This is a genomic window from Marinobacter sp., from assembly GCF_041686475.1.
Classification (GTDB): Bacteria; Pseudomonadota; Gammaproteobacteria; order Pseudomonadales; family Oleiphilaceae; genus Marinobacter.
In genome coordinates, this window is sequence record NZ_JAWLDU010000006.1 from 25,583 (window position 1) to 52,358 (window position 26,776).

The window sequence follows — 26,776 nt, forward strand, 5'->3', positions numbered from 1 at the left end:
ACCTCTGCCCTGTATGTGTATGCCCTACCAGCCCATCACCGACTTTACAAAAGGTATTGTCAGCCTGCGCTGGGCACGCAATGAGTTTTCGTCCAGGCGGTCCAGCATCGCAAGCAGGTCGGCCAGCTTTCGCGGGGCGCGCCTGAGTATGAATGCAGCTACGTCTTCGCCAAGAACCAGCCCTCGCTTTTCAGCCCGGGCCATAAGAATCCTGAGCCGGTCATCGTCGCGGTAGATGCCCAACTGAATGGTCAGCCCGTGTCGCAAACGTGACACCAGGTCCGGTAACAGAAACGGGAGTTCGCCCGGCACTTCTGACAGACTGACAACCATCTGACTGCCCCGGTCGCTGACACGATTGTACAGATGAAATACCGCTTCTTCCCAGCCTTGCTGACCGGCAATGAGATCCAGGTCGTCGAGGCAGATCACCGACTGGTTGTCCAGCCCCGCCAACGCATCGGGCCCGAACGGCAACAACTCCTCAACACTGACGCATACGGCGCTTTGTCCACCCTGCTCGGCACGATGGCAAACGGCCTGCAGCAAATGGCTCTTACCCGTATCGGCGTCACCACAGACTGTCACAACCGGCACCGGAGCCGGTTGCTCACAGACTTCTCCCAGCCGTGCCGCTGCCGCCGCATTCCTGTCGCCGTGAAAATTGTCAAACCGGGCGTCGTCACGCAGTTTGACGCCCAGCACCAGTTGAGAAGCACTCACTGTCTATTGACCCTCCAGGCCTTCAGGCTCCAGACGGCGATGTAATGCCCTCCACTGACCAGGGCCGAAACCGCCACCAGAATAATACCAGCATCAATAACCCAGGGCTGCATCGGCAACCCTGCCAGCAACACGATGATGGCGAGGGCAACCACAATCTGGATCAGCGTATTGAGTTTGCCGGGAATGCTGGGTTGTAACTCAAATCTGCCGATGCCGTAGTGGAATGCCAGGCCACCACAGACAATCACAATATCCCTGCCCAGCACCAGCCAGAACAGCCATGGCGGCAGAACCCCGGTCACGGTAAGCATGAGATAGGCCGTAATCAACAGGGCCTTGTCAGCCAGCGGGTCAGCAATGGCGCCAAGCCTGGTCCGCCAATCGAAATGGCGGGCCAGGAAACCGTCGATGGCATCGGTGGCCGACGCAACAAAGAAGATCACAAGTGCTAACCGGTATTCCTTGGCCATCAGGGCTACTGCAAAGGGCGCTATCATCAGGATGCGCAGAAACGTCAGAGCATTGGGAATCCAGCGCCAGCGATGTGTCATCATGACACGCCTCCCTTTCCTTGCAGCAACCTGAACTTACTCTCCGCTTTCCGATTCAACGATCGATGCAGGCTGCCAGCGGTAATGCAGCACCTGGTAGAGCGACTCGAACGCCTCTTCAGACTCCTCTTCGTCCACAAGCAGCGGCTGGTACACAAACAGCGGGTTGGCGGATGTGTTGCTGTTCTCGGCGCTGTCTTCTGCAAGCGCAACACCACCTTCTGGTGCCTGGGGAACTGATTGATCAGCATCTGTTTCGTCTGACTCACTTTCATCAGCGGAAGGCATGCGGGAAACTTCCGCATCCGACAGTGGTACCAGGCGGGGATCCAGGGCAATGTACTGTTTCAGCTGTTCCATTTCCCCGGAGAACACAACCCTCAGCTTTAACTGGTTTTCCCTGGCCTGGGTAGCACCGGCTTCCGTTACCGGAGACAGGTTTTTGAGCGCACCGCTGACACTGGCATAATCCCTCAGGTTGCTGACACCATGCACTACAATGTCCACCTGCGGTGATTCGTCCACATCACTGCCGGCAACGGCATAGCGATCCGCAAACATCTCTGCCCAGCGACCGACAAGCCTGGCAGCCAACTCTTCCCTGGTATCGGCGGTGACTGACTGCTCGGTGCTGTCCAGCCCCATTCCGTCGAATACCCATCCGGCACGCCACTGGGAGCCTGACCGGCTCACCCGCACCAGGGACATCAGATCATGCTCGAGCTCCTCGGACGCACCTCTGACACTATCCGTGAACTGCCCCCAGATATCCGACAGCAGCTCACGGTCCTGACGATAATCGGCCGGAGGCAGGCTTACCGGCAGCCCCCGATCAATCGCTGCATCCTCGAAAATCTTCCGCCATTCATCATTCCCTCCGCTGCCTTCTCCGTCAGCATGAACCAGGGTTCGGCGGCCGCTTTCCTCGACGGCAATCCACGCCAGTGTCAGAGGCCGGTTCGCGCCCCAGACCGGCGCGTCGACAGAAGCCAGTGCACGATTGACCCCGACAGCACCAAACGACATGCGCAGACGGTGCTTGTCCTCATCCGAGCGCAGGAACTGATAGGACTGCAGCAGGGATTCGGCATCGTCGAGCAACTCGTCGACACCTTCATTGTCCAGAACTTCGCGGGTCCCTGACACCCGCACGAAAACCCTGCTGAGGCCATCCGCGTAGCCCTGCGCCAGGTCGTCAGGTTGCGAGCCTGCCACGGGCACTTCCACCGAGTAGAGCCCGGTAACCGTGACGGCGGCCGCTGGCGCGGCCAAAAGAGCCAGAACCGCGAACAGTCGCACTGACCGACGGATTATCTGCGCTGCCTGCATCGAGATTTTTCCTGAGTCTGGCATGAAACACCCTGAAATTCGTCTGAATGGCGCATAGGATACACCAAGCCCCAGGGTGTGAGTAGCTAACCGGTATTGCAGAAAGTCAATACAGACTGCGAACACCGATACGACCGCAAACATGGCAATTGCATTTGGAGCGCCACTCCGCACCTGTTAAAATCCGCCGCCTGACCCACTGCCCAAACGGTTAAGCACACCATGAGCGAACAGAAGCCCTCCCTCACCTATCGTGACGCCGGCGTTGATATTGACGCAGGAACCGAACTCGTCAACCGCATCAAAAACACGGCTGCACGCACGCGCCGCCCGGAAGTTCTTGGCGGCCTTGGTGGCTTTGGCGCCATGGTTGCCATCCCCCAGGGCTACAATGAGCCCGTGCTGGTATCCGGTACCGACGGTGTGGGCACCAAGCTCCGGCTCGCCATGCAGCTGCAGAAACACGACACCATTGGCATCGACCTTGTCGCCATGTGCGTTAATGATCTGGTTGTCGGCGGTGCCGAGCCCCTGTTCTTCCTCGATTATTATGCAACCGGCAAGCTGAACGTGAATGTGGCGGCCCAGGTCGTTGAAGGTATCGGCAAAGGCTGTGAACAGGCAGGCTGCTCGCTGGTGGGTGGAGAAACGGCCGAAATGCCGGGCATGTACGAGGGTGACGATTACGATCTGGCTGGCTTCTGTGTGGGTGTCGCCGAGCGCAGCGAAATCATCGACGGCAGCCGTGTACAGACAGGCGACGTATTGCTGGCGCTGGGTTCTTCCGGCCCCCACTCCAACGGTTATTCACTGATCCGCAAGATCCTGGAAGTCAGCGATGCGAACCTTGGCCAGACTATCGGTGATGCCACCCTCGCTGATGCGCTGATGGCACCGACCCGTATCTATGTGAAAAATCTGCTCCAGCTGAATCGTGAAGTGGATGTCCGTGCACTCTCCCACATCACCGGCGGGGGCCTGCCAGAGAACATTCCACGGGTTATCCCTGACGGCATGGTTGCAGCCATCGATACCGACAGCTGGAAGCTGCCACCGGTTTTCCAATGGCTGAAGGAAGCTGGCGGTGTAACCACCGAAGAGATGTACCGCACCTTCAATTGTGGCGTGGGCATGGTCGTCTGCGTTCCTGCCAATCAGCGCGAGCTGGCACTGGACACCCTGAACGCTCTGGGAGAAAAGGTCTGGCAGATTGGCGTTATTGAAGCAGCGGACGACTCTGGCTCCTCCGCTTCCGTTCACTATGCACCGGGGCTGCTGTCGGCATGAAGGCAGATTCAGTAACCGCACCTCGTATTCTGGTTCTGGCCTCCGGTAGCGGCACCAATCTCCAGGCCCTGATTGACGCCAGCCGCGAGCGCGACTTTCCGGGCCAGATCGTGGCCGTAGGATGCAACCGCCCCAAGGCTTTCGCGCTGGAACGTGGCGCCCAGGCAAATATTGAGACCTTCACAGTGGATCACACCCGCTACGGTTCCCGTGAAGAGTTCGACGGCGCGTTGATGGCAGAGATTCGCCGCCACAACCCGGACCTGATTGTACTGGCCGGGTTCATGCGCATTCTTACCACGGATTTTGTGCGGGCGTTGCGCGGCACCATGCTGAATGTCCACCCATCCCTGCTGCCGAAGTACACCGGCCTGAATACCCACCAGCGTGCACTGGACGCCGGCGAGAAGATTCACGGCGTTTCTGTCCATTTCGTTACCGAAGAGTTGGATGGGGGCCCGGTGATTGCACAGGCCGAAGTCAGCGTCGCTCCCGATGACACCCCGGAGTCACTGGCGGAAAAGGTTCAACAGAAGGAGCATGTACTTTACCCCATCGTAGTGCGCTGGTTCTGTGAAGGGCGCATTCAGCTGGGCACCGACTACGTGGTGTTTGATGGTCAGCCCCTCAACCGTCCCCTGGTGCTTCCTGATGACAGTGCCGCACCAGCCGTCGATTAAATATATCGTCATCTCCGGGAGCAATCAGGCACGGTAGACTGTCCACAGACAGTACACCTGCCACAGTGCAACCGGAGAAGTTCTATGCACCTCAAATACAGCTCCGCAGTTCTGCCCATCCTGGCGGCCTGGTTGCTGCTTTCGGGCGCCGCTCTGGCACAGGAAGCAGAAGAAAGCTCGGAGCGGGTTCCTCTTCAGCCCATGAAGCTCAGCTACAATGCTTCCATGGACAAGGGTATTTCCCTCAATGGCAGTGCCCGCCGAATCCTGGAACAACGGGATGACGGTACCTGGCGATTCCGCACCGATGTAGACTCCTTTATTGCCGATATCGACGAGACCCTGATATTCCGCTGGGAGAATAATCAGGTCATTCCCCTGCGCTATCGTTACGAGCTCTCGGGTTTTCTGATTAAAAACAGGAAGGAAGCCATCGACTTTGACTGGGACAACATGGTTGTCAGCGGACACCACGAGGGCGACAGATTTTCAATTCCGCTGGAAGAAGGGGCTCTGGACCCCATGGGCTACCAACTGCAGCTGAGCCAGGACATCAAGGCGGGCAAGCGCGAAATGCAATACCGGGTAGTCGACGAAGGCAACTACGACACCGATCGATTTGCGGTAGTTGACGAGGAAACCGTCAACACCAATGGTGAGGAAGTCAGAACCCTCAAGGCAGAGAAAGTCCGCGACAGCGACAGCAAGCGCCAGTCACTGATGTGGTTTGCGCCGGAACAGGACCACGTGCTGATCCGCTTCCTGCAGGTGGAGCCGGATGGCAGCGAATATGAGCTGACGATCAAAGAGGCTACCGTAGGTAACTGAGTGTCCCGTCTGGCTATCGCTGGTTTGCGCTGTCGGCCCAGACTGCCTTCACTTCGTCGGCAATAATGCGCAACCCCTGTGCTACCCGCTCATCGTCCTGTGAGTAGGTAACCCGTAGACATTCATGGCGGTGTTGCCAACCATCCTCCGGCAGCCCCGGGAAAAAATAGTGCCCGGAAACCACCAGCACACCCCTTTCCTTCAGCCTCTGGTAGAGCTCAAGGCTGGTAACTGGAAGGCCCGGAAACCAGAGCCAAAGGAACATGGCGCCTTCAGGCTTGTGGACATACCAGCGGCAACTGTCCTCGCCCATCGCGTCACGGAAAACGGCAACCGCACGCTCCATTTTGGCCTTGTAGAACGGGCAGACCACGTCGCGGCTGAGTGACAGGATTTCCCCGGAACGCACAAGTGGCTCCGCCAGCATGGCGCCAAAGCTGCCAGTGGCAAGATTCATGATGGCGTTGATGCTCGACATCGCCCGGATAACCGGCTCTGCCGCAATAACGATTCCCGTACGCACAGCCGGCAGGCCCAGCTTCGACAGGCTGAGGCACAGAATCACCTGCTCGTTCCAGTGTGGCGTGGCATCCACAAACAACAGGTTCGGGAACGGCGTGCCGTAGGCACCATCCACGATCAGCGGAATATTGTGCTGGCGGGCCAGGGTTTCCAGCCGCGCCAGTTCGTCGTCGGTAATGACGTTGCCGGTCGGATTGGTGGGGCGGGAGACACAGATGGCGCCAGTTTCACCGGTGACTTCAACGGCGTCGAAATCTACCCGATACTTGAATTCATGGGCGTCGGTAAAGGAGATATCCGGTTGCACCGCATGGAACAGCCCGGGTTCAATGCCGGCGTCGGCATAACCGATGTATTCCGGCGCCAGGGGCAGCAGGATGTGCTTGCGTACCCCGTCGCCGTAATCACCGCCAAACATGTTGAACAGCATGAAAAACGCGGCCTGGCTGCCGTTGGTCAGAGCGATGTTTTCAGGTTTCAGACCCCAGCCGTACTCCCTGTTCAATAACTCAGCCAACGAGGCAATAAACCGCTTTTCGCCCTGGGGCGGATCGTAGATGCCCACCAATCGGCGGGTGTCACCATCACTGCGCGCCATATCCGCCAGGATCTGCTGAACCCGCTCCTGAATCTGGGGTATGTGGCCGGGATTGCCCCCGCCCATCATGATCATGTCATCGCCGGATGCCAGGGCATTACCCAGGTCATCCATCAGGGAGGTAATGCCCGCATCCGCGGTAAATTTTCGACCGAACGAAGAGAGTTTCATGGTGCTTGTCTGTACCGGTTAAAATCGGGTTGTAATCCCAGTGTAGGACAGAGCCGGCAACGCCGCCGGTCAGTCGCTCAGGGATATGCCGAGGTTGCTCACGCCCTCGTTGGCTGCATCGTCGCGGATGCGCTCCACAAACTGGCTGGTGGGGGTGCGCTGGCGCTTGAGGGCCAGAATCAGTTCTCGCTGGAACAGCTTGTCCTCTTTCATCAGCGGGTGTTGCTCCAGCAACCGGACCAGCTCGTCTTCACCCAGGTCGTCCCCTTCGGACAGCTCAATGAAATTCACCACTGTGGCCGTAGCCATCTGCGATGCGTCCGTTGCGCGGTGCTTGCCGGGATTGAGCCGGTTCAGTAATGCCTGCTCCAGCAGTTGGCAGAAGTCGAAAGCCGGGTAAACCCCATAGGCGTCGTAGGCATTCACGTCCGGGGACAGGGATTCCAGTTTGGCCAGTAGCTGGGGAATAGCGGCTTCGGAGGCGTCTTTTTGCAGCATTTCCCAGCCCAGATCGAGCAAATGGCGCATCTTTGCACCGGTTTTCAGCTCGACGGCGTCCGCGAACAGGGCGTAATTGGGGAAGGACCGCTCCGCAAGAGCCATCAGGAAGGTGAACTCCCGCCAGCCCTGCAGTTGTGATACCGCCTTCAGAAACTGATTGGCATTCACTGTGGACCTCTCCTGAGGGTGTTGCTTGCCGGGGCTTTGCCTGTGGCGCGGGCGTTCATGCTCGCGGCAGGGTCACACCTGTCTGGCCCAGGTATTTTCCGCACCGGTCCTTGTAGCTGGTACCACAGACTTCATCGGACTCGAAGAACAGCATCTGGGCGACGCCTTCGTTGGCGTAGATTTTGGCCGGCAGGTTGGTGGTATTGGAAAATTCCAGTGTTACCTGCCCTTCCCACTCGGGCTCCAGCGGTGTGACGTTAACAATAATGCCGCAACGGGCGTACGTGGATTTGCCCAGGCAGATGGTCAGTACGCTGCGGGGGATACGGAAGTATTCCACGGTGCGCGCGAGGGCGAAGGAGTTCGGCGGGATGATGCAGACGTCGCCGGTGTAGTTGACGAAGCTGTTCTCGTCGAAGTTCTTCGGGTCCACGGTGGCAGAGTGGACGTTGGTGAAGATTTTGAATTCGTTGCTGCAACGGACATCGTAGCCGTAGCTGGAGGTGCCGTAGGAGATTACGCGGCCTTTTCCGGTTTCGCGGACCTGATCATACTCGAAGGGTTCGATCATGCCGTGTTCCCGGGACATCCGGCGAATCCAGTGGTCGGATTTGATGCTCATGGGTGACGTCTCGTATCCATAAAAAAGAGGCGGTAGTTTACCTGTTCGCTTAAAGACTGTCGAAGCTTTGGCTTTCTGAATTCTACCTTCCGCTTTGGGGGCTGCAAGAACAGGCAGGGCCTTCCGAAACACGCCGTTAATACGTCCATGTAGGCTTGAGAAAAACATCCATGTTTTTCACAGTTTCGGAAGGCCCTGCCTGTTCTTGCGATCTGACTTTTTGCGTAGATCAGTGTTCGGTTACGGAAACACTCGAGATAGAGCCCGTCAGGTTTCTTTCACGGGTGGAAAGCTCAGCACCAACCCTTCGAGCGATGTCCCTGTAGCGTCTTGCTACTTCGGAGTCCGGTTCCGCCACCACCGAGGGCTTGCCACCGTCGGTCTGTTCGCGGATGGTCATGTGCAGGGGCAACTGGCCCAGTAATGTGGTGTCGTACTCTTCGGCGATGCGTTCGCCGCCGCCGTGGCCGAAGAGGGGTTCTTCGTGGCCGCAGTTGCTGCAGATGTGGGCGCTCATGTTTTCTACTACGCCCAGCACCGGGATTTCCACCTTGCGGAACATTTCGATGCCTTTTTTGCCGTCCAGCAAGGCAATGTCCTGGGGCGTGGTAACTATGACGGCGCCGTTAACCGGGACTTTCTGGGCGATGGTGAGCTGGATGTCGCCGGTGCCCGGGGGCATGTCGATGATGAGGTAGTCCAGTTCGTTCCACAGGGTCTGTTGCAGCAGTTGCATGACGGCGCCGCTGACCATGGGGCCGCGCCAGACCATGGGGGTTTTGTCGGTGACCACAAAGGCCATAGAGTTGGCCTGCAGGCCGTGAGCTTCCATAGGGACGAAGTATTTGTTTTCCCGGGTTTCCGGGCGTTTGCCTTCGGGTACGCCCAGCATCATGCCGATGCTGGGGCCGTAGATGTCGGCATCCAGGACGCCCACCCTGGCGCCTTCGGCGTGCAGCGCCAGGGCCAGGTTGACGGCGGTGGTGGACTTGCCCACGCCGCCCTTGCCGGAGGCGACAGCGATGATGTTTTTCACACCGGGCACGGACTGGATGTCTTTCTGGCCCTTGTGGGAGTGGATTCGCTGGCCGACATGAACATCTACACTTTCAACGCCGCCAACGTCGTCCAGGGCATTGGTGAGCAGTTCCTTTAGGGCGCCGGCGATGCCTTTTGACGGGTATGGCAGCTCGATCATGGCTGTCACCTTGCCGCTGTCGTCCGTCGTCAGGGATTTCACGGCACCCAGCTCGTACAGGTCCTTACCGAGGTAAGGGTCGCGGTACTGTTTTACCGCCGTTTCCAGTGCGTGCTGTGAAATCTGTGCCATCGGAGTCTCCGGATAAAGCGCTGAAAGCAGGTGTTTCGGATGAAAAAACTTTGCTTGGAAGGTATCATTTGTGCCCGTTTCTGGCCATAAGGAGTTTTGACCCTGAACAAGGCCGGCAAACGCGAACGCCCAACTCCTGACGAATGAAGGTTCGGACCACAACATGACGCAAGCGAGTTCAAAGCAACAGCGCGATATTCTGGTAACCAGCGCCCTGCCGTACGCCAATGGCCCCATCCATCTGGGCCATCTGCTGGAATACATTCAGACCGATATCTGGGTGCGCTATCAGAAAATGCGTGGCCAGAACTGCTACTACGTCTGTGCTGACGACGCCCACGGTACCGCCATCATGCTGCGGGCCGAGCGGGAAGGCATTTCGTCCGAAAACCTGATTGACCGCATACGGAAGGAGCACCAGGAAGATTTCGGCGGTTTCCTCATCCGCTTCGACAACTATTACACCACCCATTCCGAGGAAAACCGTCAGTTCTCGGAATACATCTACCGCCAGCTCCAGGAAAACGGTCATATCGCCACTCGCAAGATCACCCAGGCGTTTGATCCTGAAAAGAACATGTTCCTGGCGGACCGTTTCATCAAGGGTACCTGCCCCAAGTGCAAGACCGAAGACCAGTACGGTGACAACTGCGAGGCCTGTGGTGCCACTTATACGCCGGCGGAGCTGATCAATCCCCGCTCTGCCGTTTCCGGCGCTACCCCCGTCGAGAAGGAATCGGAACACTACTTCTTCCGCCTGCCGGAGTTCGCCGATTTCCTCGCCAACTGGACCCGCAGCGGCACCCTGCAACCCCAGGTGGCCAACAAGCTGGCTGAATGGCTGGACGCTGGCCTTCAGGAATGGGACATCAGCCGCGATGCGCCCTACTTCGGTTTCGAGATTCCGGACGCGCCGGGCAAATACTTCTATGTCTGGCTGGACGCCCCTATCGGTTACCTGGCGAGCTTCAAAAACCTGTGCAACCGCGAAGGCATTGATTTCGAGCACTTCTGGAAAGCGGATTCCACGGCCGAGGTCTACCACTTCATCGGCAAGGACATCATCAATTTCCACGCCCTGTTCTGGCCGTCCATGCTCCACAGTGCCGGTTTCCGCACCCCGAGCGCGGTCTGGGCCCACGGTTTTGTGACGGTTAACGGCAAGAAGATGTCCAAGTCCCGCGGCACCTTCATCATGGCCCGCACCTATCTGGACCATCTGAACCCGGAATACCTGCGCTACTACTTTGCCGCCAAGCTCACCGGCAGCGTCGATGACATGGACCTGAACCTGGAAGACTTCGCGGCCCGGGTAAACTCGGACCTGGTGGGCAAGGTGGTGAACATTGCCAGCCGCAGCGCCGGGTTTATTACCAAGCGCTTTGAAGGCCAGCTTGGTACCGTTACCGAACACGACAAACTGAAAGAGTTCATTGATGCCGGCGATGAAATCGCGGACTTCTATGAGGCCCGGGAATTCGGCCGTGCCATGCGCCGCATCATGGAGCTGGCGGATGTCGCCAACCAGTATGTAAACGATGAGCAGCCCTGGGTGATTGCCAAGCAGGAAGGCCAGGACGACAACCTGCAGGCCATCTGCACCAACGCCATCAACATGTTCCACCTGCTGATGACCTACCTGGCACCGGTACTTCCGGAAACCGCCAAGGCCTCGGAGGGATTCCTGAACGCACCGCTGGACTGGAACAAGCGCGAGCAGCGGCTGGAGAACCACGGCATCAACAAGTTCAAGCCGTTGATGAACCGGGTGGACATGGCCCAGATCGAGAAAATGCTGGTTGCCTCGAAGGAAGAGTTACCCGCGGCGACAGGGCAGAAAGCCCCGGAGGCCAATCTCGAGCCGATTGCCGACGAGATAGAATTTGGTGATTTCGCGAAAGTGGACCTCCGCGTCGTTAAAATAGTGAAAGCCGAACATGTTGAAGGTGCCGACAAGCTTCTTCGCCTCACCCTTGACGTAGGGCATGGCGAACGCAATGTGTTTGCTGGTATCAAGTCTGCGTACAGGCCTGAGGATCTGGAGGGTCGCCTGACGGTGATGGTTGCCAACCTCAAGCCCCGGAAAATGAAGTTCGGCATGTCTGAAGGCATGGTCCTGGCAGCGGGTCCCGGCGGCAAAGACATCTTTATCCTGTCTCCGGATTCCGGCGCAACCCCCGGCATGCGGATCATGTAAGAGCCGGTCGCGGGGTCAATGGAGCAAGGCGAATGACCGAGTATCTGCTGATTCTGGTCAGCACCATTCTGGTAAACAACTTTGTGCTGGTTCAGTTCCTGGGCCTGTGCCCGTTCATGGGCGTGTCCGGAAAGCTGGAGACCGCCATGGGCATGTCGTTGGCTACCACCTTTGTGCTGACCCTTGCGTCGGTTTGCAGCTATCTGGCCTACACCTATCTGCTGGAGCCCCTGGACCTGGCATTTCTGCGAACGATTACCTTTATTCTGGTCATCGCCGTGGTGGTACAGTTCACGGAAATGGTGGTTCGCAAGACCAGCCCTCTGCTCTATCGGGTTCTGGGCATCTTTCTACCTTTGATTACCACCAATTGTGCGGTTCTCGGTGTTGCGCTGCTCAACATCAACAAGAACAATAACTTCGTAGAATCTGTCCTGTACGGTTTCGGCGCTGCCGCAGGTTTCTCACTGGTACTGGTGCTGTTCGCCGCCATGCGGGAGCGTATTGCCGTGGCCGATGTGCCGGTTGCCTTCCGGGGTGCCGCCATTGGTATGGTAACCGCAGGCTTGATGTCACTGGCCTTCCTGGGCTTTACCGGCCTGGTCAGCGTCTGACGGAGCGTTTGTGTTATGTGGACGAGCATACTGATTGCTGTGGTGGTTCTGCTCGCGCTGGCGGTGGTCTTCGGCGGCCTGCTGGGCTTTGCAGCCGAGCGTTTCCGGGTTGAAGGCAATCCGCTGGTGGACCAGATCGACTCCCTGTTGCCCCAGACCCAGTGCGGCCAGTGCGGCTTTCCCGGCTGCCGCCCTTATGCCGAATCCATTGCCAATGGCGATGCCATCAACAAGTGCCCCCCCGGCGGCGAAACTACGATCAAGGCGCTGGCTGACCTGCTGGACGTCGAACCCCAGCCGCTGGATGCGGAACACGGCGTGGAGCAGGCCAAACGCGTTGCGATTATCCGGGAAGACGAATGTATCGGCTGCACCAAGTGCATCCAGGCCTGCCCCGTCGACGCCATCCTCGGTGCCGCCAAACACATGCACACCGTCATTGAAAGCGAGTGCACCGGTTGTGACCTGTGCGTTGAGCCTTGCCCCGTGGACTGCATCGACATGGTAACTATCGAGCCGGACATCCGTTCCTGGACCTGGACACCCCCGAAACCGGGAATCATAGCCACGGACCGCCAGGGAGCCAGCGCCTGATGACACAGCTCTGGGACTTCGCCGGCGGCATACACCCTGCCGAAAACAAGCAGATCTCCACGACCCGCCCTATTGCCAAAGCGGGTATTCCGGAATTGCTGGTATTGCCTCTGCAACAACACATCGGCGAACCGGCTGAAGCCTGCGTGGCCATCGGGGAGAGGGTCCTCAAGGGACAGAAGATTGCCGATGTCACAGGCGGAATGGGCGTTCCGGTCCACGCTTCCACCTCCGGAACCATTGAATCCGTCAGTCTGCATCCGGTTCCTCATCCTTCCGGTATGAGCGACTGGTGTATTACCCTCCGGCCCGACGGCAAGGACGAGTGGACAAGCCTGAACCCGGTTGCCAACTACCGTGACCTGGAACGTGAAACGGTTCTGGACCTGATCCGCGAGGCCGGCATTTCCGGCATGGGTGGCGCGGGCTTCCCGACCAGTATCAAGCTTCGCCCGCCGAAAGACCGCAAAGTGGACACGCTGATCCTGAACGGCGCCGAATGTGAGCCTTACATCACAGCCGATGACATGTCGATGAGGGAGAAGGCCGACGAGATCCTCGCCGGACTAAGGGTTATGGCCTGGATACTGCGCCCGGAACGTTGCGTTGTTGCCGTTGAGGACAACAAGCCGGAGGCCATTGCCGCGCTAACGAAGGCCTCTGAGGGCACACAGACAGAGATTGCAGTCATTCCCACCAGGTACCCGTCCGGTGGCGAAAAGCAGCTTATCCAGATTCTTACGGGAATGGAGGTGCCCAGCGGTGGTATCCCCGCGGATATCGGCGTTATGTGCCAGAACGTGGGCACCGCCATTGCCGTCTCCGCTGCCGTTTTCCGGGGCGAGCCGCTTATTTCACGCATTACCACCGTGACCGGCCACGCATTGGCGGATCCCGGCAATTTCGACGTCCTGATCGGCACTCCGATTGAATACCTGATGGCCCGGGCGGGTATCCACCAGGCCGCACTCAACCGACTGGTACTGGGTGGACCAATGATGGGGTACACCCTGGAAACGCCCGCCGTGCCGGTGGTGAAAACCACCAACTGTGTGATCGCAGCCACCCGGGCTGAACTACCCGATCCTGCGCCAGAGCAGCCCTGTATCCGTTGTGGTGCCTGCGCGGAGGCATGTCCCATGGAACTGCTGCCCCAGCAGCTGTTCTGGTACTCCCGGGCCGGTGAGTTCGACAAGGCCGAGCACCTGAACCTGTTTGACTGTATCGAATGTGGCATCTGTTCCTATGTCTGCCCCAGCTCCATCCCCCTGGTGCAGTACTACCGCGCCGCCAAAGGCGAAATCCGCGTACAGCAGGCCGAACAGCTGAAGGCCGATCGTGCCCGTGAACGCTTCGAAGCGCGTCAGGCCAGGCTGGATCGTGAACAGCAGGAGAAAGAGCAACGACGCAAGGAGCGGGCAAGGGCAGCCGCCGAGGCCCAGGCGAAGAAGCAGGCCAAAGCAGAAAACACGGAAGCGCAGGAACAGCCTGCCAATGACCGCGCTGCAAGGGCGGCCCAGGTTCAGGAAGCCATCGCTCGCAAGAAGACAAAGGCCGGACGGCCTGCCGCGACAGCCAGCAAGACTCCGGAGGAACCCGGAGGCGAGCCGGCGCCGGATATTGAGGCTCTGGAAAAACAGCTCAGCCAGGCCACTGCCAAGCTAAATACCATGCAAAGCATGCTGGATGATGCAAAAGCCGAAAACGCGGACAATGTCGAAAAACTGGAGCGGGCCGTCACCAAGAACCACGACCGGGTAAAACGGGCCGAAGAAGCTCTGGCCGAAGCCCAAACGACTGACTCATGATGGACAGGCCCCAACGCTAATGGCACTTGCTCAACAGTCTTCTCCCCATGCCCGCAATGCCCGCTCCACCTCCCGGGTGATGCTCTGGGTAATCGTGGCCGCGCTGCCCGGCCTGCTGGCGCAGACCCTGTTTTTTGGCTGGGGCAACCTGATCAACGTGGTCTGGTGTATTGCGGTGGCACTGGCGGCGGAAGCCGCCATCCTCAAAATTCGCAGGCGCCCGGTCAGCTTCTTTCTGAAAGACAACACGGCGGCGGTGACTGGCCTCCTGCTGGGACTTTCGCTGCCGCAGTTTGCGCCCTGGTGGGTGCCTGCCATCGCAGTCATTGCCGCCATCGTGATGGCCAAACAGCTCTATGGTGGCCTGGGCTCCAATCCGTTCAACCCGGCCATGGTGGGCTACGCCCTGGTGCTGATTTCCTTCCCGGTGGCCATGACCACCAACTGGGCCCAGCCGGGCCTGCTCTGGGAAACCGCTCCCGGGTTCGGGGAAACCCTGGGGATCATTGCATCGGGCCAGCAAACGGCTGTGGATGCGTTCACCATGGCTACGCCACTGGACGAGTACAAACACAAGATTGCCACCCATACCGCGGCTGAAGTGCTTGAACATCCAACTTTCGGCGAGGGTATTGCACGAGGCTGGGAGTGGGTTAATGCAGCGTTTCTGGCCGGTGGCCTGATTCTTGTTGGCCTGAAGATCATTACCTGGCATATCCCGGTCAGCATGCTGGCGGGCCTGGCCGTGATGAGCCTTGCTTTCGGCAGCAACGCCGACCAGTATGCACCGCTGTCACTGCACCTTCTGGCCGGGGGTACCATGCTGGGGGCGTTTTTTATTGCCACGGACCCGGTATCGGCCGCCTCCAGCCACCAGGGCAAACTGATCTACGGCGCCGGCATCGGTGTTCTCATCTATCTGATCCGTACCTGGGGCGCTTACCCCGACGCCGTCGCATTCAGTGTATTGCTGATGAACTTTGCCGTACCGTTTATCGATCACTACACGCCACCGCGTACCTACGGGCATCATAAGCCCCGGCGTGGTATTCCCGGCAAGAGTCAGGGGTAGATCATGGCAGCACTCGCACAGTCCATTCGTCGCAATGCTGTTGGTCTTGGCCTGTTTGCCATCATTACCGGTGGCACCATCGCGGTCACCCAGGTGATGACAGCCGAGCGCATAGAGGAACAGGCGGCACGTGCAGAGGCAAAAGCCCTGTACGAAATCATTCCGGAGAATCAGCACGACAATGATCTGCTCTCCGACACCGTCAAGCTGCCGGCGGACAACCGGCTGAATTCCGACGAGCCGGTTACGGTATGGGTTGCCCGCCGCGACGACCGACCAACGGGCCTGATAATGCCGGTGGTGGCTCCTGATGGATACTCCGGGGAGATTCACCTGCTTGTAGGCGTGGATCTGCAGGGCAAGGTGCTGGGCGTGAGGGTAACCAGCCATAAGGAAACACCCGGACTGGGAGATCGTATCGAAACCAAGAAATCCGACTGGATTCATTCGTTCACCGGCCGTTCCATCGGTGACCCGGAACCTGAGCGCTGGAACGTGAAGAAAAATGGCGGCGTATTCGACCAGTTTACGGGGGCGACGATTACCCCGAGAGCTGTGGTCAAGGCCGTGCAGAAATCCCTGATCTATTTCCGCAAGCACCGTAGCGATATTCGCGATATCCTCAACGAGCCGGCCTCGCCCAGACGCAAGCCACTGACTCCGGAAGAAATTGCCGGCCAGACATCCGAACGGGAGCACTCGTAACATGGCGACCAAGACCAGTTCAGAGATCATCCGTGACGGCTTGTGGGGCAACAACCCGGCACTGGTTCAGGTGCTCGGCCTGTGCCCTCTGCTGGCCGTCACCAGTACCGTGGTAAACGCCATCGGCCTGGGCCTGGCAACCCTGCTGGTTCTGATGGGATCAAACCTGGCGGTTTCCCTGATCCGCAATTTTGTCAGCGATTCCGTACGCCTGCCGGCCTTCGTGATGATCATCGCTTCTTTCGTGACCTGTGCTGAACTTTTGATGCAGGCCTATACCTACGAGCTTTACCAGATACTCGGCATCTTCATTCCGCTGATTGTGACCAACTGCGCCATTCTTGGCCGTGCGGACGCCTTCGCGTCAAAAAACCCACCCCTTCCGGCATTGCTGGACGGTGCCATGATGGGGATCGGCTTCCTGCTGGTGCTGATTGCCCTTGGTGCCATGCGGGAACTGATTGGCCAGGGCACCCTGTTTGCCGATATGGATCTGCTTCTGGGGCCCATGGCGGCAGACTGGAGGTTTCAGCCAATGGAACAGTATCCGGATGTATTGTTCATGGTGCTGCCACCCGGTGCCTTCGTTGGTCTGGGGCTGCTGATCGCGCTCAAAAACGGCATCGACAATCACCTCAAGGCCCGCCGCAAAGCCGCTGACCCCCTAGTAGCAGGCAGCAAGCGAGTGCGGGTGACCGGCCATGTTTCCTGAACACGCCTGATTAGCCCCTGCCCTCTTCCAGACAGTGGATAGCCCATGAACAAGCAAAAACGTACCGAGATCTTTACCCGGCTGCGGGATGCGAACCCAACGCCCACCACCGAGCTGAATTACTCCAAGCCGTTTGAGCTGCTGATTGCCGTCATCCTCTCGGCCCAGGCAACGGATGTGGGCGTTAACAAGGCAACCAACAGGCTATTTCCGGTCGCGAATACGCCGGAACAGATCCTGGCACTGGGTGTGGACGGGCTGAAAGACTATATAAAGACCATCGGGCTGTTTAACAGCAAAGCCGAGAACGTCATCAAAACCTGCCGCGCCCTGATTGAAAGACACGGAGGGGAAATTCCTGACAACCGGGAAGACCTGGAGGCACTGCCAGGGGTCGGGCGCAAAACTGCCAACGTGGTTCTCAACACCGCTTTCGGACAACCGGCGATGGCAGTGGATACGCACATTTTCCGGGTCTCCAACCGAACCGGCATTGCGCCGGGCAAGAACGTGCTGGAAGTGGAGAAACGACTGATGCGGCTGGTACCAAAGGAATTCCTGCTGGACGCCCATCACTGGCTGATCCTCCACGGCCGTTATACCTGTACGGCGCGAAAACCAAAGTGCGGTGCATGCATCATCGAGGATCTGTGCGAGTTCAAACAGAAGAGGGACTACATGGAATAGTGCCGGTTTCCGCGTCGAGGAAACCGGCAGGCCAAGTTTAACAGGGAGCAAACCGCTGCTCACCCCGGCTTCTTCTCATTTGGCAACGCAAAAAAAACGGCCCGCTATCTGCGGACCGTTTTTTAGCGCCAGAACCTGTTACTTGAAAAGCATGGTTCCGGAAAGACCCTCTTTTTCCAGGATTTCACGAAGTCGGCGGAGCGCCTCAACCTGGATCTGGCGAACCCTCTCACGGGTCAGACCTATCTCCTGACCAACCTCTTCAAGGGTACTGATGGGATAACCTCTCAAACCAAACCGGCGGGAAAGCACTTCTTGCTGCTTGTCGCTGAGCTGGTCAATCCACTTTTCGACACAGGAACACATGTTGTTGTCCTGCAGCAGATCAGCCGGGTCTGACGCGCCTTCGTCCGCAACGGTATCCAAAAGCGACTTCTCACCACCGCTGCCAATGGGCGTGTCCATGGAAGCAACGCGCTCGTTCAGCCCAAGCATCCGCTTTACATCGGCAACGGGCTTGTCGACCATTTTTGCAATTTCTTCCGCAGACGGCTCGTGGTCCAGCTTCTGGGTGAGCTCTCTAGCGGCCCGCAAATATAGATTGAGCTCTTTGACCACGTGAATGGGAAGGCGAATGGTGCGGGTCTGGTTCATGATTGCCCGCTCGATGGTCTGGCGGATCCACCAGGTGGCGTAGGTCGAGAAGCGGAACCCACGTTCCGGGTCAAACTTCTCCACCGCGCGGATCAGGCCCAGATTACCTTCCTCAATCAGGTCCAGCAGCGTCAGGCCGCGGTTTACATAACGCCGCGCAATCTTGACCACCAGGCGAAGGTTACTCTCAATCATCCGCTTCCGGCCGGACTCTTCACCTTTGCGGGCAAGCCGCGAAAAATAAACTTCTTCTTCCGGTGTGAGAAGGGGAGAAAAACCGATCTCGTTCAGGTAAAGCTGAGTAGCGTCCAGTTGCTTCTGGCTGGTGAAATAACGGCCCTGGGCCGGGATATCGTCTTCTGTTTCAACCGCACCTACTTCAGCGGTTTCTTTCTCTTCTACTTTGTCTTCGGCTAACAGTTGCTCGTCTGCATCCTCGACGTCGGACACACGATCGATGATGAGTTCTTCATGCTCTGCTGACATAACTCTTGCCCCGCCTTTCAATGATCCTGGATATTCGCCCGCGTTTTCTTGTTATTGCAGGCGCCTGCTGTTTTTCGATTTCTTGTTCAGGTCATCTATTGGTAGCTGACGGCGATGCTTTGACCGCCGGTTGTTGTTTTTGGTTTTAATGTTCTCTGACGCCGCCGCTTACAGGCTTGTGTCGAAATCCCGTTTCATCGGGATGGAAGGTAGTGCGCGGGGTCGACGGGATTGCCATTTTTGCGGATTTCAAAATGCAATCTGGGTCGATCCGTGCCGCTGTTTCCCATTTCAGCAATGACCTGTCCGGCTTTTACATCCTCCCCTTCCTGCACCAGAATCTTTCGGTTGTGTGCATATGCACTCAAGTAGTGCTCGTTGTGGTTTACTATGATCAGGTTGCCGTAGCCAAGTAATCCGCTACCGGCGTAAACGACGTTACCACCCGCCGCTGCCCTTACAGCGTCCCCTTCTTTTCCAGCAATATCAATACCTTTATTGACTTTACCGGATGATGAATAACCTGCAATTACGGTGCCAACGTGCGGCCACCGCCAATCGATACTGGACACCGTCTGGGTCTGGCTCTTCAGTGGTGAGGATTTGTCGGCTGTTTTCGAAACCTGCGGTTTTGACTGGGGTTTCGACGCCTGCCTGCTGGACGCGCTCGGCTCGGAACGTTTCGGAGATGATGCAACAGGCTTGCTGCCGCCCTGTTTTTCCTTCGACGCAGTGACTGTTCCGCGAACATCCAGCCTCAGAACCTGTCCGGCCTTGATGTTATAAGGAGGCGCTATATCGTTGGCATCACCAAGCTCCCGGTAGTCACGACCGTACCGCCAGGCAATGCTGTAGAGGGTTTCACCGGATTTGACCACATGCCTGCCCCAATATACCGGCGGGTTATAAATGTCGTCCTGGTATAGGGCCTGGGTGTTGCAACCGCCAACCAGGACGGATGCCAGCATAAGGCTGAGTACCAACCAGCGGGAAAAAGGGCGGTGCGCCTGCTTTTCCGAACACGACAAAACAGGGGCACCGGAGGGGAGCCGCGGGAGAACTGCCTTTGCAGCGATAAAAAACCCACGCACTGTTCTGAAAAGAATAAAAATATGCCCGTTATTGAAAATTCGTATAAAAAATACGGCACTTTATAAAGTGTTGTAAGTAACCCGCTAATTTATTGCACATTTTAGACGGGAAACCAAGTTACCCGGTTGTTGTATTTGTTACCGGTCGAAACACCTTTAATGAGCAAAAAGTAACACTTTCTCTTGATAGGCCTGTGAACCGTCTCACATATCCGACCGGAAATCTGTTCCCTGTAGAGCCGTTATCAGGCAGTGCGTTTGTTGCCCGACCACTCCACCAGCAGCACCAGCAACAAACCAGCCATCGCACAGATGACCGCCACCAGCAGTTGCGGATCCTGGCCGGTCATCTCAGCATAGTGCAACGGGCTGATGCTCGCCTCGTTGAGCGGAACCCGCTCACCCGCGCTATTGGTGCGCCAACTGAGGGTTTCCTTCCAGGGCCAGACCTTGTTCAGTGCCCCCACCATAAACCCGGTCAGCAAGGCCAGAACGGAATCGTGAAATCTGCTGAACGCCCAGGTAATGAGCCTGGCTACAGACAGCAGCCCCACAAGGCACCCGCCGACGAAAATCAGTAACGTTCCGAATTCCAACGCTCGAATGGCGTCCAGTACAGGAACGTACATACCCAGGATAACCAGGATAAAACTCCCTGAAATTCCTGGCAGTATCATGGCACAGATAGCCAGTGCGCCGGCTCCGAAAAATACCAGCGATGAGGGCGAAAGCTGACTCGCCGGCAAGGTAGTCACCCACCAGGCAAACAGGATTCCGGCGAGAAACGGCACGATAAGCGCGGGCACGTAATGACGAACCTGGCGGCCTACATGCCACACCGAGGCCACAATAAGGCCAAAGAAAAAACTCCAGATCAGGATGGGGTATTCCGCCAGGATATAACTGATTGCCGAGGCCAGAGTAGCAATGCTGGCAACAATACCCATCAGCAGAACCAGCAGGAAGGTGCCGTCACAGGCCAACCAGAATGCCTTGAACTGGCACCGAGGCAGGTGCCGGAAAACCGCCCGCGGAACGGCCGCTATAGCCTCCAGCAGCCGGAAGTAAATACCGGTTATAAAGGCAATCGTGCCTCCGGAGACACCCGGCACGATATCCGCGGCGCCCATGGCCATGCCCCGGAGAAACACCGCAAAGGGGTGGTGGGAGCGAACCGGTTCAGTAACGTCGTCTGCCACAGGCTCTGACGTCACCGCACAACCCCGCCCAGCAGAGGCACAAAACGCACAGGCTCGAGCTCTGTGGTTTCAAAACTGTCACCATTGCGTACCATTTCCACCAGCATCTGAGTGCCCTCTCCGATAGGCGCGACGATCACACCGCCATCCGCAAGCTGATCCTTCAGTTCCGAAGGAATCTCCGGGGGGGCGGCCGTTACAATAATACCGTCGAAGGGGCCAATTTCGGGCCAGCCCATGCCACCGTCAGCGTGCTTGAGCACGACATTGCGCAGGCCAAGCTGGCGCAGGCGGTCCCGTGCCCTGTCCTGTAACGGCTTGATTCGCTCCACACTGAATATCTGATCCACCAGCCGGGCGAGGATCGCAGTCTGGTAACCGGAACCCGTGCCCAGTTCCAGCACCCTTCGAGGTTTATGCCGCATCAGTGCCTCGGTCATTCTCGCCACAATATAAGGCTGGGACAGAGTCTGGCTATAGCCAATGGGCAATGAAGTATCTTCGTAGGCCCTGTGGGCCAGGGCTTCGTCAAGGAAAATGTGGCGCGGGGTATCCGACATCGCCTGGAGTACCTGCTCATCGGCGATGCCCGCTTCCCTCAACCTCTGAATCAAGCGCATGCGGGTTCTCCGTGATGTCATGCCGATGCCGTCGATTTCTCCAACCATCAGCGCCCCTCCCGTTCCGACAGCAGGCCAACCCACTCCCGCAGGGGTGAAAGCACTTCATGCCGGGTCATATCCACATGGACAGGGGTAATCGACACATAGTTCTCACGCACAGCGTTGAAATCGGTACCTGGCCCCGCATCGCGGCCTTCGCCGGCAGCGCCAATCCAGTAACGGGCCTTGCCCCGCGGGCAGGTCATGGGAACGGCGCCCTCGGCACGATCACGATGGCCCAGGCGAGTGACGCGAAAACCGGCAATCTCTTCCCAGGGTACGTCAGGAACATTCACATTCAGGATGCAACGTGGGCCAAGGGTGAGCCGGTCTTTGCTTTCCAGCAACACCCGCACAACCCGGGCAGCCGTCTCGTAATGAAAGCGTCCTTCGTTGACCAGCGACACCGCGATGGCCGGCAAACCCAGGTTCCTGCCCTCGGTAGCCGCGGCAACGGTTCCCGAGTAGATGATGTCATCGCCCAGATTGGCGTGGGTATTGATGCCGGAGACCACGCGGTCAAAGGGCTCGTCAAACAGGCCATTGACCCCGAGGTGAACGCAGTCTGTGGGGGTTCCGTCAACGGAACGGAATCCGTTCGGATGGTCTTCCACCGTTAACGGGCGGTTCAGCGTTAACGCGTTGCTGGCACCACTGTGATCACGGTCCGGCGCTACCACTTCAAGATCACCCAGACCGGCAAGCCCTTCATAGAGGGCCTGCAATCCGGGTGAATGAACGCCATCATCATTGGACAACAGAATTCGCACTATTATCTCCGCTAGCCTTGATTGTATCTGTTATTTCGAACACATCACCCAGCAGGCTCGTCGCGTATTGCCCGGGCGCAAGCCAGAATGTCAGCTGTAGTTGTCCAGTACCCTGCCAATGCCACTCCAGTGCTTTCGGTATCATCCTGAGTGGCCGGCGTTCCGGCTTCATACGGGTCGTTGCAAACACCGCGGCGAGCGCGGGATGTTCCGCAACTACCTCGCGCTCCAGCGCGCCCTGCGCTGAAACTGCGTCCGTTCCACCGTCGCCCCACAGAGGGCCGGTTACCATTGGATCCTGATTTTCACTGGCCCCGGGTTCGCCTTCCATCGGCTCCAGCCAGGTGCCGTTCCGTATCCGACAGGCAAGAACCTCATTGAATAACCACGACCGTGCCGCCGAAAAGTACAATACGTTTTTACTGTCGCTACTGCCAGAGGTTGACCGCCCTCTGCCCCGCTTTTTAGCGCTTTGTGCGCCCCGACGATTCAGCTTTGAGGGGTCCATGGTCAGTGCCCGATCCAGGTTGGCGCCACTATGGCCAAACCGCTGCAGCCCGAAATAATTTGGACAGCCCATGTCCCGCAACCGGGCCAGGGCCTGATCTACCGCAGCCGGATCTCCCGACACTTCCCTCAGTACCAGCCGGAAATAGTTACCTCGATGGTCTCCCCGGCGCAGCTTGCGGGTCTGGCGGTGATGCTCAAGAACAAGCCAGGTATCTGCCACTGCCCCAAGAAATGCAGCGTCTTCCGCTTCCTGGCCAGGCCGGTAGATACTGAACCATTGGCGAGTGACCGCATGACGGTCTTTCATGCCGCAGAAACCTACATCGAAATGACGACAGCCAGATAGCGTTGCCAGTTGACGCGCCACATATTCGGTGTTGTCTCCCCTTTTTTCCAGCCGTATGAAAAGGTGCTCGCCTCCAGCAGCCCGATCGTCCGGTAGCGGCAGATCTTCATCAACAAAAAAGTCCTCGGGGGTGGACTTCAGCACGGCACTGGCCACCCGTCCCCCGCCAGATGTGGGCCAGTCAAGACGCCAGCCCGACTTATCCGAAACGCTATCGCTGGTATCGATCATGAGGATACCACTTCAAGCAGACAGACGGCCTGGCACGCAATGCCTTCCCCACGGCCGGTAAAACCCAGCTTCTCTGTTGTTGTCGCCTTGACGCTGACCCTGCTGGCTGCAATGGCCAGGTCCTCGGCAATATTGAGCCGCATGGCTTCAATGTGGGGAGCCATTTTAGGGGCCTGTGCAATGATAGTGGCGTCCACATTGCCAACGACAAAACCCTCTTCCGATACGCGCTCCAGAATCCTGCGCAGCAGATTACGGCTGTCGGCGCCGGCCCATTCTTCGCTGGTGTCCGGGAACAGATGGCCGATATCGCCCAACGCGGCAGCGCCGAGTAATGCATCAGCCAGAGCATGCAGCAGCACGTCCCCGTCCGAGTGGGCCTTGAGGCCCTGGCTGAACGGGATACTGACGCCTCCCAGGATGACATGGTCACCCTCGCAGAAAGCATGAACATCGAAGCCTTGCCCAATTCGCATAGTGTTACTTCCTTTCCAAGATAAAACCGGCGAGGGCCAGATCAGCGGGTACGGTAATCTTTATGTTATCCGGTCGCCCCTCCACGATACAGGGTATCTGCCCGGCAAACTCAATTGCGGAGGCCTCGTCGGTGACCGGATATCCTGAATCAATGGCGCTTTCAAGAGCCTGCTTCAGCGCCAGGAAACGGAACATCTGAGGTGTCAGTGCGCGCCAGAGATTACGGCGATCAACGGTTGCCTCAACGTCATGACTCCCTGGCCCGGTTCGCTTCAGGGTGTCCGCCACCGGGGTCGCCAACAGGCCTCCGACCGGATGATCCGCCAGTTCCGATATCAGACGTACCAGATCATCGGGATCAAGGCAGGGACGGGCCGCGTCGTGGACCAGAACCCAGTCTTCGTCACTGGCACGGTCGGACAACGCATCAAGGGCCGCCAGCACTGACTCTGCGCGTTCGGCGCCACCGATACAGGTATTGATCCTACGATCCTTGCTGGCCCGTGTTTCTGACCACCACCGGTCATTGGGCCCTGTGGCCACCATACATCCGGAAAAAACGGCATTATCCAGCAAGCGGGTAAGGGTAATATCGATGATGAAACGCTGGTTCAATCGCAGGTACTGTTTGGGACAGTCAGCCTTCATGCGCTGGCCAGAGCCTGCGGCGGGAACAATAAGCCAGTAGCGGGGTTTACTCATGAACGTGGTCGGCTTTGAAAGGGCCTGCGTGCGGTTGCCTATTGCTCAACCACCAGGAAAAAGGTTTCATCGTTACGGATCAGTCCCAGATTCATGCGAGCCCGCTCCTCGACCGCACCCTTCTCACCTCGGAGATTGCGGACTTCGGCATACAGGCGTTCGTTGCGGACAGCCAGCTCGGCGTTTTCATCGCGCTGCTCGGCAATGGCCTTCTCCAGCCCCCAGACCTGGGCAAAGCTGCCTTCCCCGACCCACAGGCGCACCTGCAGCAGGAGAACAAGAATAATCATGATGGACCAGAGCAACTTCATTGCAAATTCCGTTTACGATGCAACAACCGGACAGTCAGTATAGACCTTAGTGTAGTTTAGCAACAAGTTCTGCTAACCAGTTGTACAAAAAGGCCATCGGGCTTCCAAAATTCAAAACCACAATGGCCTTTTCAGGTTTTCACCCGCCAGCGTCCTGCCCGGCAGGCAATCAGGGTGTCAGGACATTCAGCCCTGGCCCTTGATCTCGCTCAGCCCGCGATAGGGCGCACTGCCATCCAGTGCTTCTTCAATACGGAGCAGTTGGTTGTACTTGGCAACCCGGTCAGAGCGACACAGGGACCCGGTCTTGATCTGTCCGGCACAGGTGGCGACCGCAAGATCGGCAATGGTAGTGTCCTCAGTCTCACCGGAGCGGTGGGAGATCACCGCCGTGTAGCCTGCGTCCTGGGCCATCTTTATGGCGTCCAGAGTCTCGCTCAGGCTGCCGATCTGGTTGAACTTGATCAGGATGGAGTTGGCAATGCTCCTGTCGATCCCTTGCTTGAGGATTTTCGTGTTGGTAACGAACAGGTCGTCGCCGACCAGCTGCACCTTGTCGCCCAGCTTCTCGGTCAGCACCTTCCAGCCGTCCCAGTCACTCTCGTCCATGCCGTCCTCAATGGACACAATCGGATAACGCTCGCACAGCCCCGCGAGGTAGTCGGCAAAACCGGCGGAATCGAAGGACTTGCCCTCACCGGACAGCTGGTACTGGCCATCCTTGTAGAACTCGGAAGACGCACAGTCCAGAGCCAGTGTTACATCGGTACCCAGCTTGTAACCGGCCTTCTCCACCGCTTCCTGAATCACCGCAAGGGCGCCCTCGTTGGAAGGCAGGTCCGGCGCAAAACCACCTTCGTCACCCACCGCCGTACTCAGGCCTTTACCGTTGAGAACCTTCTTCAGCGCATGGAAAATCTCCGCACCAATACGCAGCGCCTCGGCAAACGACTTGGCTGCTACGGGCTGAATCATGAACTCCTGAATATCAACGTTGTTATCGGCATGCTCGCCGCCGTTGAGGATATTCATCATCGGCACCGGCATGCTGTACTTGCCGGAAGTGCTGTTCAGGTCGGCAATGTGCGCGTACAGCGGTTTGCCCAGTGACGCAGCAGCGGCTTTGGCGGCTGCCAGTGAAACCGCCAGAATCGCATTGGCGCCCAGATTGGCTTTGTTCTCGGTGCCGTCCAGCTCCAGCATGATGTTATCGAGAGCACGCTGGTCGGCTGCATCTTTACCAATCAAAGCCTCGCGGATTTTAGTATTTACCGCTTCAACGGCTTTGAGTACGCCTTTTCCCAGATACCGATTGGCGTCTTTGTCCCGAAGCTCCAGAGCTTCACGTGAACCGGTGGAAGCTCCAGACGGTGCACATGCCGTACCCAGCGTTCCATCTTCGAGGATAACGTCTGCTTCCACCGTCGGATTCCCACGGGAATCCAGTACCTCACGGCCCTTAATGTTGGCAATCTTGGTCATTCGTCCAAATCTCCGTATGTTCAATGTTTAGAAGGTTATTGGTTCTGAGTTTCATGGACGCGAGCGGGTATGGCTTTCCGAAACACGCTCAAGCACATCCATGTGACGCTTGAGCTCCGCCATCCATGGCTCCGCACAGTTTCGGAAAGCCAT

At 57.9% G+C, this 26,776-nt stretch carries 28 protein-coding genes; 11 read left to right on the top strand and 17 right to left on the bottom strand.

What is annotated here, in order from left to right; all coding sequences use genetic code 11:
- Positions 1 to 24: 24 nt before the first annotated feature.
- The 3 genes from hda to ACESMB_RS02740 are packed head-to-tail and all read right to left on the bottom strand — an operon-like array spanning position 25 to position 2,606.
- Positions 25 to 723, bottom strand: a complete 699-nt coding sequence (gene hda, locus ACESMB_RS02730; RefSeq protein WP_372926413.1) for a DnaA regulatory inactivator Hda — start codon at positions 721 to 723, stop codon at positions 25 to 27.
- On the bottom strand, positions 720 to 1,280 hold the full coding sequence (locus tag ACESMB_RS02735; protein WP_372926414.1) for a CDP-alcohol phosphatidyltransferase family protein: 561 nt from the start codon (positions 1,278 to 1,280) through the stop codon (positions 720 to 722). Before ACESMB_RS02735 ends, hda begins: the two co-directional genes overlap by 4 nt.
- A 33-nt stretch (positions 1,281 to 1,313) precedes the next feature.
- On the bottom strand, positions 1,314 to 2,606 hold the full coding sequence (locus ACESMB_RS02740) for a DUF2066 domain-containing protein (RefSeq protein WP_372926415.1): 1,293 nt from the start codon (positions 2,604 to 2,606) through the stop codon (positions 1,314 to 1,316).
- A gap of 222 nt (positions 2,607 to 2,828) precedes the next feature.
- On the opposite strand from ACESMB_RS02740, the gene purM reads away from it, so the two are divergent.
- The 3 genes from purM to ACESMB_RS02755 all read left to right on the top strand — a co-directional run bounded on the left by purM (position 2,829) and on the right by ACESMB_RS02755 (position 5,401).
- Positions 2,829 to 3,893 carry a phosphoribosylformylglycinamidine cyclo-ligase gene (purM, locus tag ACESMB_RS02745; protein ID WP_372926416.1) on the top strand — a complete coding sequence of 355 codons (1,065 nt, stop codon included), beginning with the start codon at positions 2,829 to 2,831 and terminating at the stop codon, positions 3,891 to 3,893.
- The gene (purN, locus tag ACESMB_RS02750; RefSeq protein ID WP_372970860.1) at positions 3,890 to 4,573 is read left to right on the top strand and encodes a phosphoribosylglycinamide formyltransferase; all 684 of its coding nucleotides are present in this window, start codon (positions 3,890 to 3,892) and stop codon (positions 4,571 to 4,573) included. The genes purM and purN overlap by 4 nt, the downstream gene beginning before the upstream one ends.
- Before the next feature lie 84 nt (positions 4,574 to 4,657).
- On the top strand, positions 4,658 to 5,401 hold the full coding sequence (locus ACESMB_RS02755) for a DUF3108 domain-containing protein (RefSeq protein WP_372970861.1): 744 nt from the start codon (positions 4,658 to 4,660) through the stop codon (positions 5,399 to 5,401).
- A 13-nt stretch (positions 5,402 to 5,414) separates the two neighbouring features.
- On the opposite strand, the gene ACESMB_RS02760 is transcribed toward ACESMB_RS02755, so the two are convergent.
- The 4 genes from ACESMB_RS02760 to apbC all read right to left on the bottom strand — a co-directional run bounded on the left by ACESMB_RS02760 (position 5,415) and on the right by apbC (position 9,313).
- Positions 5,415 to 6,692: a valine--pyruvate transaminase gene (locus tag ACESMB_RS02760; protein ID WP_372926419.1), complete on the bottom strand. Its 1,278-nt coding sequence runs from the start codon at positions 6,690 to 6,692 to the stop codon at positions 5,415 to 5,417.
- A 69-nt stretch (positions 6,693 to 6,761) separates the two neighbouring features.
- A complete protein-coding gene (locus tag ACESMB_RS02765) occupies positions 6,762 to 7,361 on the bottom strand; it encodes a YjaG family protein (protein ID WP_372926420.1) in 600 nt (199 codons plus the stop codon).
- Between the two features lie 55 nt (positions 7,362 to 7,416).
- A complete protein-coding gene (gene dcd / locus ACESMB_RS02770; RefSeq protein ID WP_372926421.1) occupies positions 7,417 to 7,983 on the bottom strand; it encodes a dCTP deaminase in 567 nt (188 codons plus the stop codon).
- A 229-nt stretch (positions 7,984 to 8,212) separates the two neighbouring features.
- Positions 8,213 to 9,313: an iron-sulfur cluster carrier protein ApbC gene (gene apbC / locus ACESMB_RS02775; RefSeq protein ID WP_372970862.1), complete on the bottom strand. Its 1,101-nt coding sequence runs from the start codon at positions 9,311 to 9,313 to the stop codon at positions 8,213 to 8,215.
- A gap of 163 nt (positions 9,314 to 9,476) precedes the next feature.
- On the opposite strand from apbC, the gene metG reads away from it, so the two are divergent.
- The 8 genes from metG to nth are packed head-to-tail and all read left to right on the top strand — an operon-like array spanning position 9,477 to position 17,702.
- The gene (metG, locus tag ACESMB_RS02780) at positions 9,477 to 11,510 is read left to right on the top strand and encodes a methionine--tRNA ligase (RefSeq protein ID WP_372926423.1); all 2,034 of its coding nucleotides are present in this window, start codon (positions 9,477 to 9,479) and stop codon (positions 11,508 to 11,510) included.
- Between the two features lie 32 nt (positions 11,511 to 11,542).
- Positions 11,543 to 12,124 (top strand): electron transport complex subunit RsxA, encoded by a 582-nt coding sequence (rsxA, locus tag ACESMB_RS02785; protein ID WP_027831664.1) that lies wholly within the window; start codon positions 11,543 to 11,545, stop codon positions 12,122 to 12,124.
- 15 nt (positions 12,125 to 12,139) lie between these two features.
- Complete coding sequence (gene rsxB / locus ACESMB_RS02790; protein ID WP_372926424.1) at positions 12,140 to 12,718, top strand: electron transport complex subunit RsxB; 579 nt, start codon at positions 12,140 to 12,142, stop codon at positions 12,716 to 12,718.
- A complete protein-coding gene (gene rsxC / locus ACESMB_RS02795) occupies positions 12,718 to 14,526 on the top strand; it encodes an electron transport complex subunit RsxC (RefSeq protein ID WP_372926425.1) in 1,809 nt (602 codons plus the stop codon). The genes rsxB and rsxC overlap by 1 nt, the downstream gene beginning before the upstream one ends.
- Before the next feature lie 19 nt (positions 14,527 to 14,545).
- Positions 14,546 to 15,598: an electron transport complex subunit RsxD gene (gene rsxD / locus ACESMB_RS02800; RefSeq protein ID WP_372926426.1), complete on the top strand. Its 1,053-nt coding sequence runs from the start codon at positions 14,546 to 14,548 to the stop codon at positions 15,596 to 15,598.
- 3 nt (positions 15,599 to 15,601) lie between these two features.
- Positions 15,602 to 16,303 (top strand): electron transport complex subunit RsxG, encoded by a 702-nt coding sequence (gene rsxG / locus ACESMB_RS02805; protein WP_372926427.1) that lies wholly within the window; start codon positions 15,602 to 15,604, stop codon positions 16,301 to 16,303.
- A 1-nt stretch (position 16,304) separates the two neighbouring features.
- Entirely contained in the window at positions 16,305 to 17,015 is a 711-nt protein-coding gene (locus ACESMB_RS02810) for an electron transport complex subunit E (RefSeq protein WP_372926428.1), read from the top strand.
- A 45-nt stretch (positions 17,016 to 17,060) separates the two neighbouring features.
- The gene (nth, locus tag ACESMB_RS02815; protein ID WP_372926429.1) at positions 17,061 to 17,702 is read left to right on the top strand and encodes an endonuclease III; all 642 of its coding nucleotides are present in this window, start codon (positions 17,061 to 17,063) and stop codon (positions 17,700 to 17,702) included.
- A gap of 138 nt (positions 17,703 to 17,840) precedes the next feature.
- On the opposite strand, the gene rpoS is transcribed toward nth, so the two are convergent.
- The 10 genes from rpoS to eno all read right to left on the bottom strand — a co-directional run bounded on the left by rpoS (position 17,841) and on the right by eno (position 26,623).
- Positions 17,841 to 18,842 carry an RNA polymerase sigma factor RpoS gene (rpoS, locus tag ACESMB_RS02820; protein WP_372926430.1) on the bottom strand — a complete coding sequence of 334 codons (1,002 nt, stop codon included), beginning with the start codon at positions 18,840 to 18,842 and terminating at the stop codon, positions 17,841 to 17,843.
- Positions 18,843 to 19,036: 194 nt separating this feature from the next.
- On the bottom strand, positions 19,037 to 19,810 hold the full coding sequence (locus ACESMB_RS02825; protein WP_372926431.1) for a peptidoglycan DD-metalloendopeptidase family protein: 774 nt from the start codon (positions 19,808 to 19,810) through the stop codon (positions 19,037 to 19,039).
- A gap of 368 nt (positions 19,811 to 20,178) precedes the next feature.
- Positions 20,179 to 21,069, bottom strand: coding sequence for a DUF368 domain-containing protein (locus ACESMB_RS02830; protein WP_372926441.1), 891 nt, complete (start codon positions 21,067 to 21,069; stop codon positions 20,179 to 20,181).
- Between the two features lie 74 nt (positions 21,070 to 21,143).
- Positions 21,144 to 21,800 carry a protein-L-isoaspartate(D-aspartate) O-methyltransferase gene (locus tag ACESMB_RS02835; RefSeq protein ID WP_372926432.1) on the bottom strand — a complete coding sequence of 219 codons (657 nt, stop codon included), beginning with the start codon at positions 21,798 to 21,800 and terminating at the stop codon, positions 21,144 to 21,146.
- Complete coding sequence (surE, locus tag ACESMB_RS02840; protein WP_372926433.1) at positions 21,800 to 22,564, bottom strand: 5'/3'-nucleotidase SurE; 765 nt, start codon at positions 22,562 to 22,564, stop codon at positions 21,800 to 21,802. Before surE ends, ACESMB_RS02835 begins: the two co-directional genes overlap by 1 nt.
- Positions 22,542 to 23,651 (bottom strand): tRNA pseudouridine(13) synthase TruD, encoded by a 1,110-nt coding sequence (gene truD, locus ACESMB_RS02845; protein WP_372970863.1) that lies wholly within the window; start codon positions 23,649 to 23,651, stop codon positions 22,542 to 22,544. Before truD ends, surE begins: the two co-directional genes overlap by 23 nt.
- Entirely contained in the window at positions 23,648 to 24,127 is a 480-nt protein-coding gene (gene ispF / locus ACESMB_RS02850; protein WP_372926435.1) for a 2-C-methyl-D-erythritol 2,4-cyclodiphosphate synthase, read from the bottom strand. Before ispF ends, truD begins: the two co-directional genes overlap by 4 nt.
- Before the next feature lie 4 nt (positions 24,128 to 24,131).
- A complete protein-coding gene (ispD, locus tag ACESMB_RS02855) occupies positions 24,132 to 24,830 on the bottom strand; it encodes a 2-C-methyl-D-erythritol 4-phosphate cytidylyltransferase (RefSeq protein ID WP_372926436.1) in 699 nt (232 codons plus the stop codon).
- A 38-nt stretch (positions 24,831 to 24,868) separates the two neighbouring features.
- Positions 24,869 to 25,141 carry a septum formation initiator family protein gene (locus tag ACESMB_RS02860; protein WP_372926438.1) on the bottom strand — a complete coding sequence of 91 codons (273 nt, stop codon included), beginning with the start codon at positions 25,139 to 25,141 and terminating at the stop codon, positions 24,869 to 24,871.
- A gap of 186 nt (positions 25,142 to 25,327) precedes the next feature.
- A complete protein-coding gene (gene eno / locus ACESMB_RS02865; protein WP_372926439.1) occupies positions 25,328 to 26,623 on the bottom strand; it encodes a phosphopyruvate hydratase in 1,296 nt (431 codons plus the stop codon).
- Positions 26,624 to 26,776 lie beyond the last annotated feature (153 nt).

Excerpts from the sequence above, each read along its gene's own strand:
- ACESMB_RS02735 (WP_372926414.1), bottom strand. The coding sequence starts at position 1,280 with ATGATGACACATCGCTGGCGCTGGATTCCCAATGCTCTGACGTTTCTG.
- ACESMB_RS02740 (WP_372926415.1), bottom strand. The coding sequence starts at position 2,606 with ATGCAGGCAGCGCAGATAATCCGTCGGTCAGTGCGACTGTTCGCGGTT.
- purM (WP_372926416.1), top strand. The coding sequence starts at position 2,829 with ATGAGCGAACAGAAGCCCTCCCTCACCTATCGTGACGCCGGCGTTGAT.
- purN (WP_372970860.1), top strand. The coding sequence starts at position 3,890 with ATGAAGGCAGATTCAGTAACCGCACCTCGTATTCTGGTTCTGGCCTCC.
- ACESMB_RS02755 (WP_372970861.1), top strand. The coding sequence starts at position 4,658 with ATGCACCTCAAATACAGCTCCGCAGTTCTGCCCATCCTGGCGGCCTGG.
- ACESMB_RS02760 (WP_372926419.1), bottom strand. The coding sequence starts at position 6,692 with ATGAAACTCTCTTCGTTCGGTCGAAAATTTACCGCGGATGCGGGCATT.
- dcd (WP_372926421.1), bottom strand. The coding sequence starts at position 7,983 with ATGAGCATCAAATCCGACCACTGGATTCGCCGGATGTCCCGGGAACAC.
- apbC (WP_372970862.1), bottom strand. The coding sequence starts at position 9,313 with ATGGCACAGATTTCACAGCACGCACTGGAAACGGCGGTAAAACAGTAC.
- metG (WP_372926423.1), top strand. The coding sequence starts at position 9,477 with ATGACGCAAGCGAGTTCAAAGCAACAGCGCGATATTCTGGTAACCAGC.
- rsxA (WP_027831664.1), top strand. The coding sequence starts at position 11,543 with ATGACCGAGTATCTGCTGATTCTGGTCAGCACCATTCTGGTAAACAAC.
- rsxB (WP_372926424.1), top strand. The coding sequence starts at position 12,140 with ATGTGGACGAGCATACTGATTGCTGTGGTGGTTCTGCTCGCGCTGGCG.
- rsxC (WP_372926425.1), top strand. The coding sequence starts at position 12,718 with ATGACACAGCTCTGGGACTTCGCCGGCGGCATACACCCTGCCGAAAAC.
- rsxD (WP_372926426.1), top strand. The coding sequence starts at position 14,546 with ATGGCACTTGCTCAACAGTCTTCTCCCCATGCCCGCAATGCCCGCTCC.
- rsxG (WP_372926427.1), top strand. The coding sequence starts at position 15,602 with ATGGCAGCACTCGCACAGTCCATTCGTCGCAATGCTGTTGGTCTTGGC.
- ACESMB_RS02810 (WP_372926428.1), top strand. The coding sequence starts at position 16,305 with ATGGCGACCAAGACCAGTTCAGAGATCATCCGTGACGGCTTGTGGGGC.
- nth (WP_372926429.1), top strand. The coding sequence starts at position 17,061 with ATGAACAAGCAAAAACGTACCGAGATCTTTACCCGGCTGCGGGATGCG.
- rpoS (WP_372926430.1), bottom strand. The coding sequence starts at position 18,842 with ATGTCAGCAGAGCATGAAGAACTCATCATCGATCGTGTGTCCGACGTC.
- ACESMB_RS02825 (WP_372926431.1), bottom strand. The coding sequence starts at position 19,810 with ATGCTGGCATCCGTCCTGGTTGGCGGTTGCAACACCCAGGCCCTATAC.
- ACESMB_RS02830 (WP_372926441.1), bottom strand. The coding sequence starts at position 21,069 with ATGGCCATGGGCGCCGCGGATATCGTGCCGGGTGTCTCCGGAGGCACG.
- ACESMB_RS02835 (WP_372926432.1), bottom strand. The coding sequence starts at position 21,800 with ATGGTTGGAGAAATCGACGGCATCGGCATGACATCACGGAGAACCCGC.
- truD (WP_372970863.1), bottom strand. The coding sequence starts at position 23,651 with ATGATCGATACCAGCGATAGCGTTTCGGATAAGTCGGGCTGGCGTCTT.
- ispF (WP_372926435.1), bottom strand. The coding sequence starts at position 24,127 with ATGCGAATTGGGCAAGGCTTCGATGTTCATGCTTTCTGCGAGGGTGAC.
- ispD (WP_372926436.1), bottom strand. The coding sequence starts at position 24,830 with ATGAGTAAACCCCGCTACTGGCTTATTGTTCCCGCCGCAGGCTCTGGC.
- ACESMB_RS02860 (WP_372926438.1), bottom strand. The coding sequence starts at position 25,141 with ATGAAGTTGCTCTGGTCCATCATGATTATTCTTGTTCTCCTGCTGCAG.
- eno (WP_372926439.1), bottom strand. The coding sequence starts at position 26,623 with ATGACCAAGATTGCCAACATTAAGGGCCGTGAGGTACTGGATTCCCGT.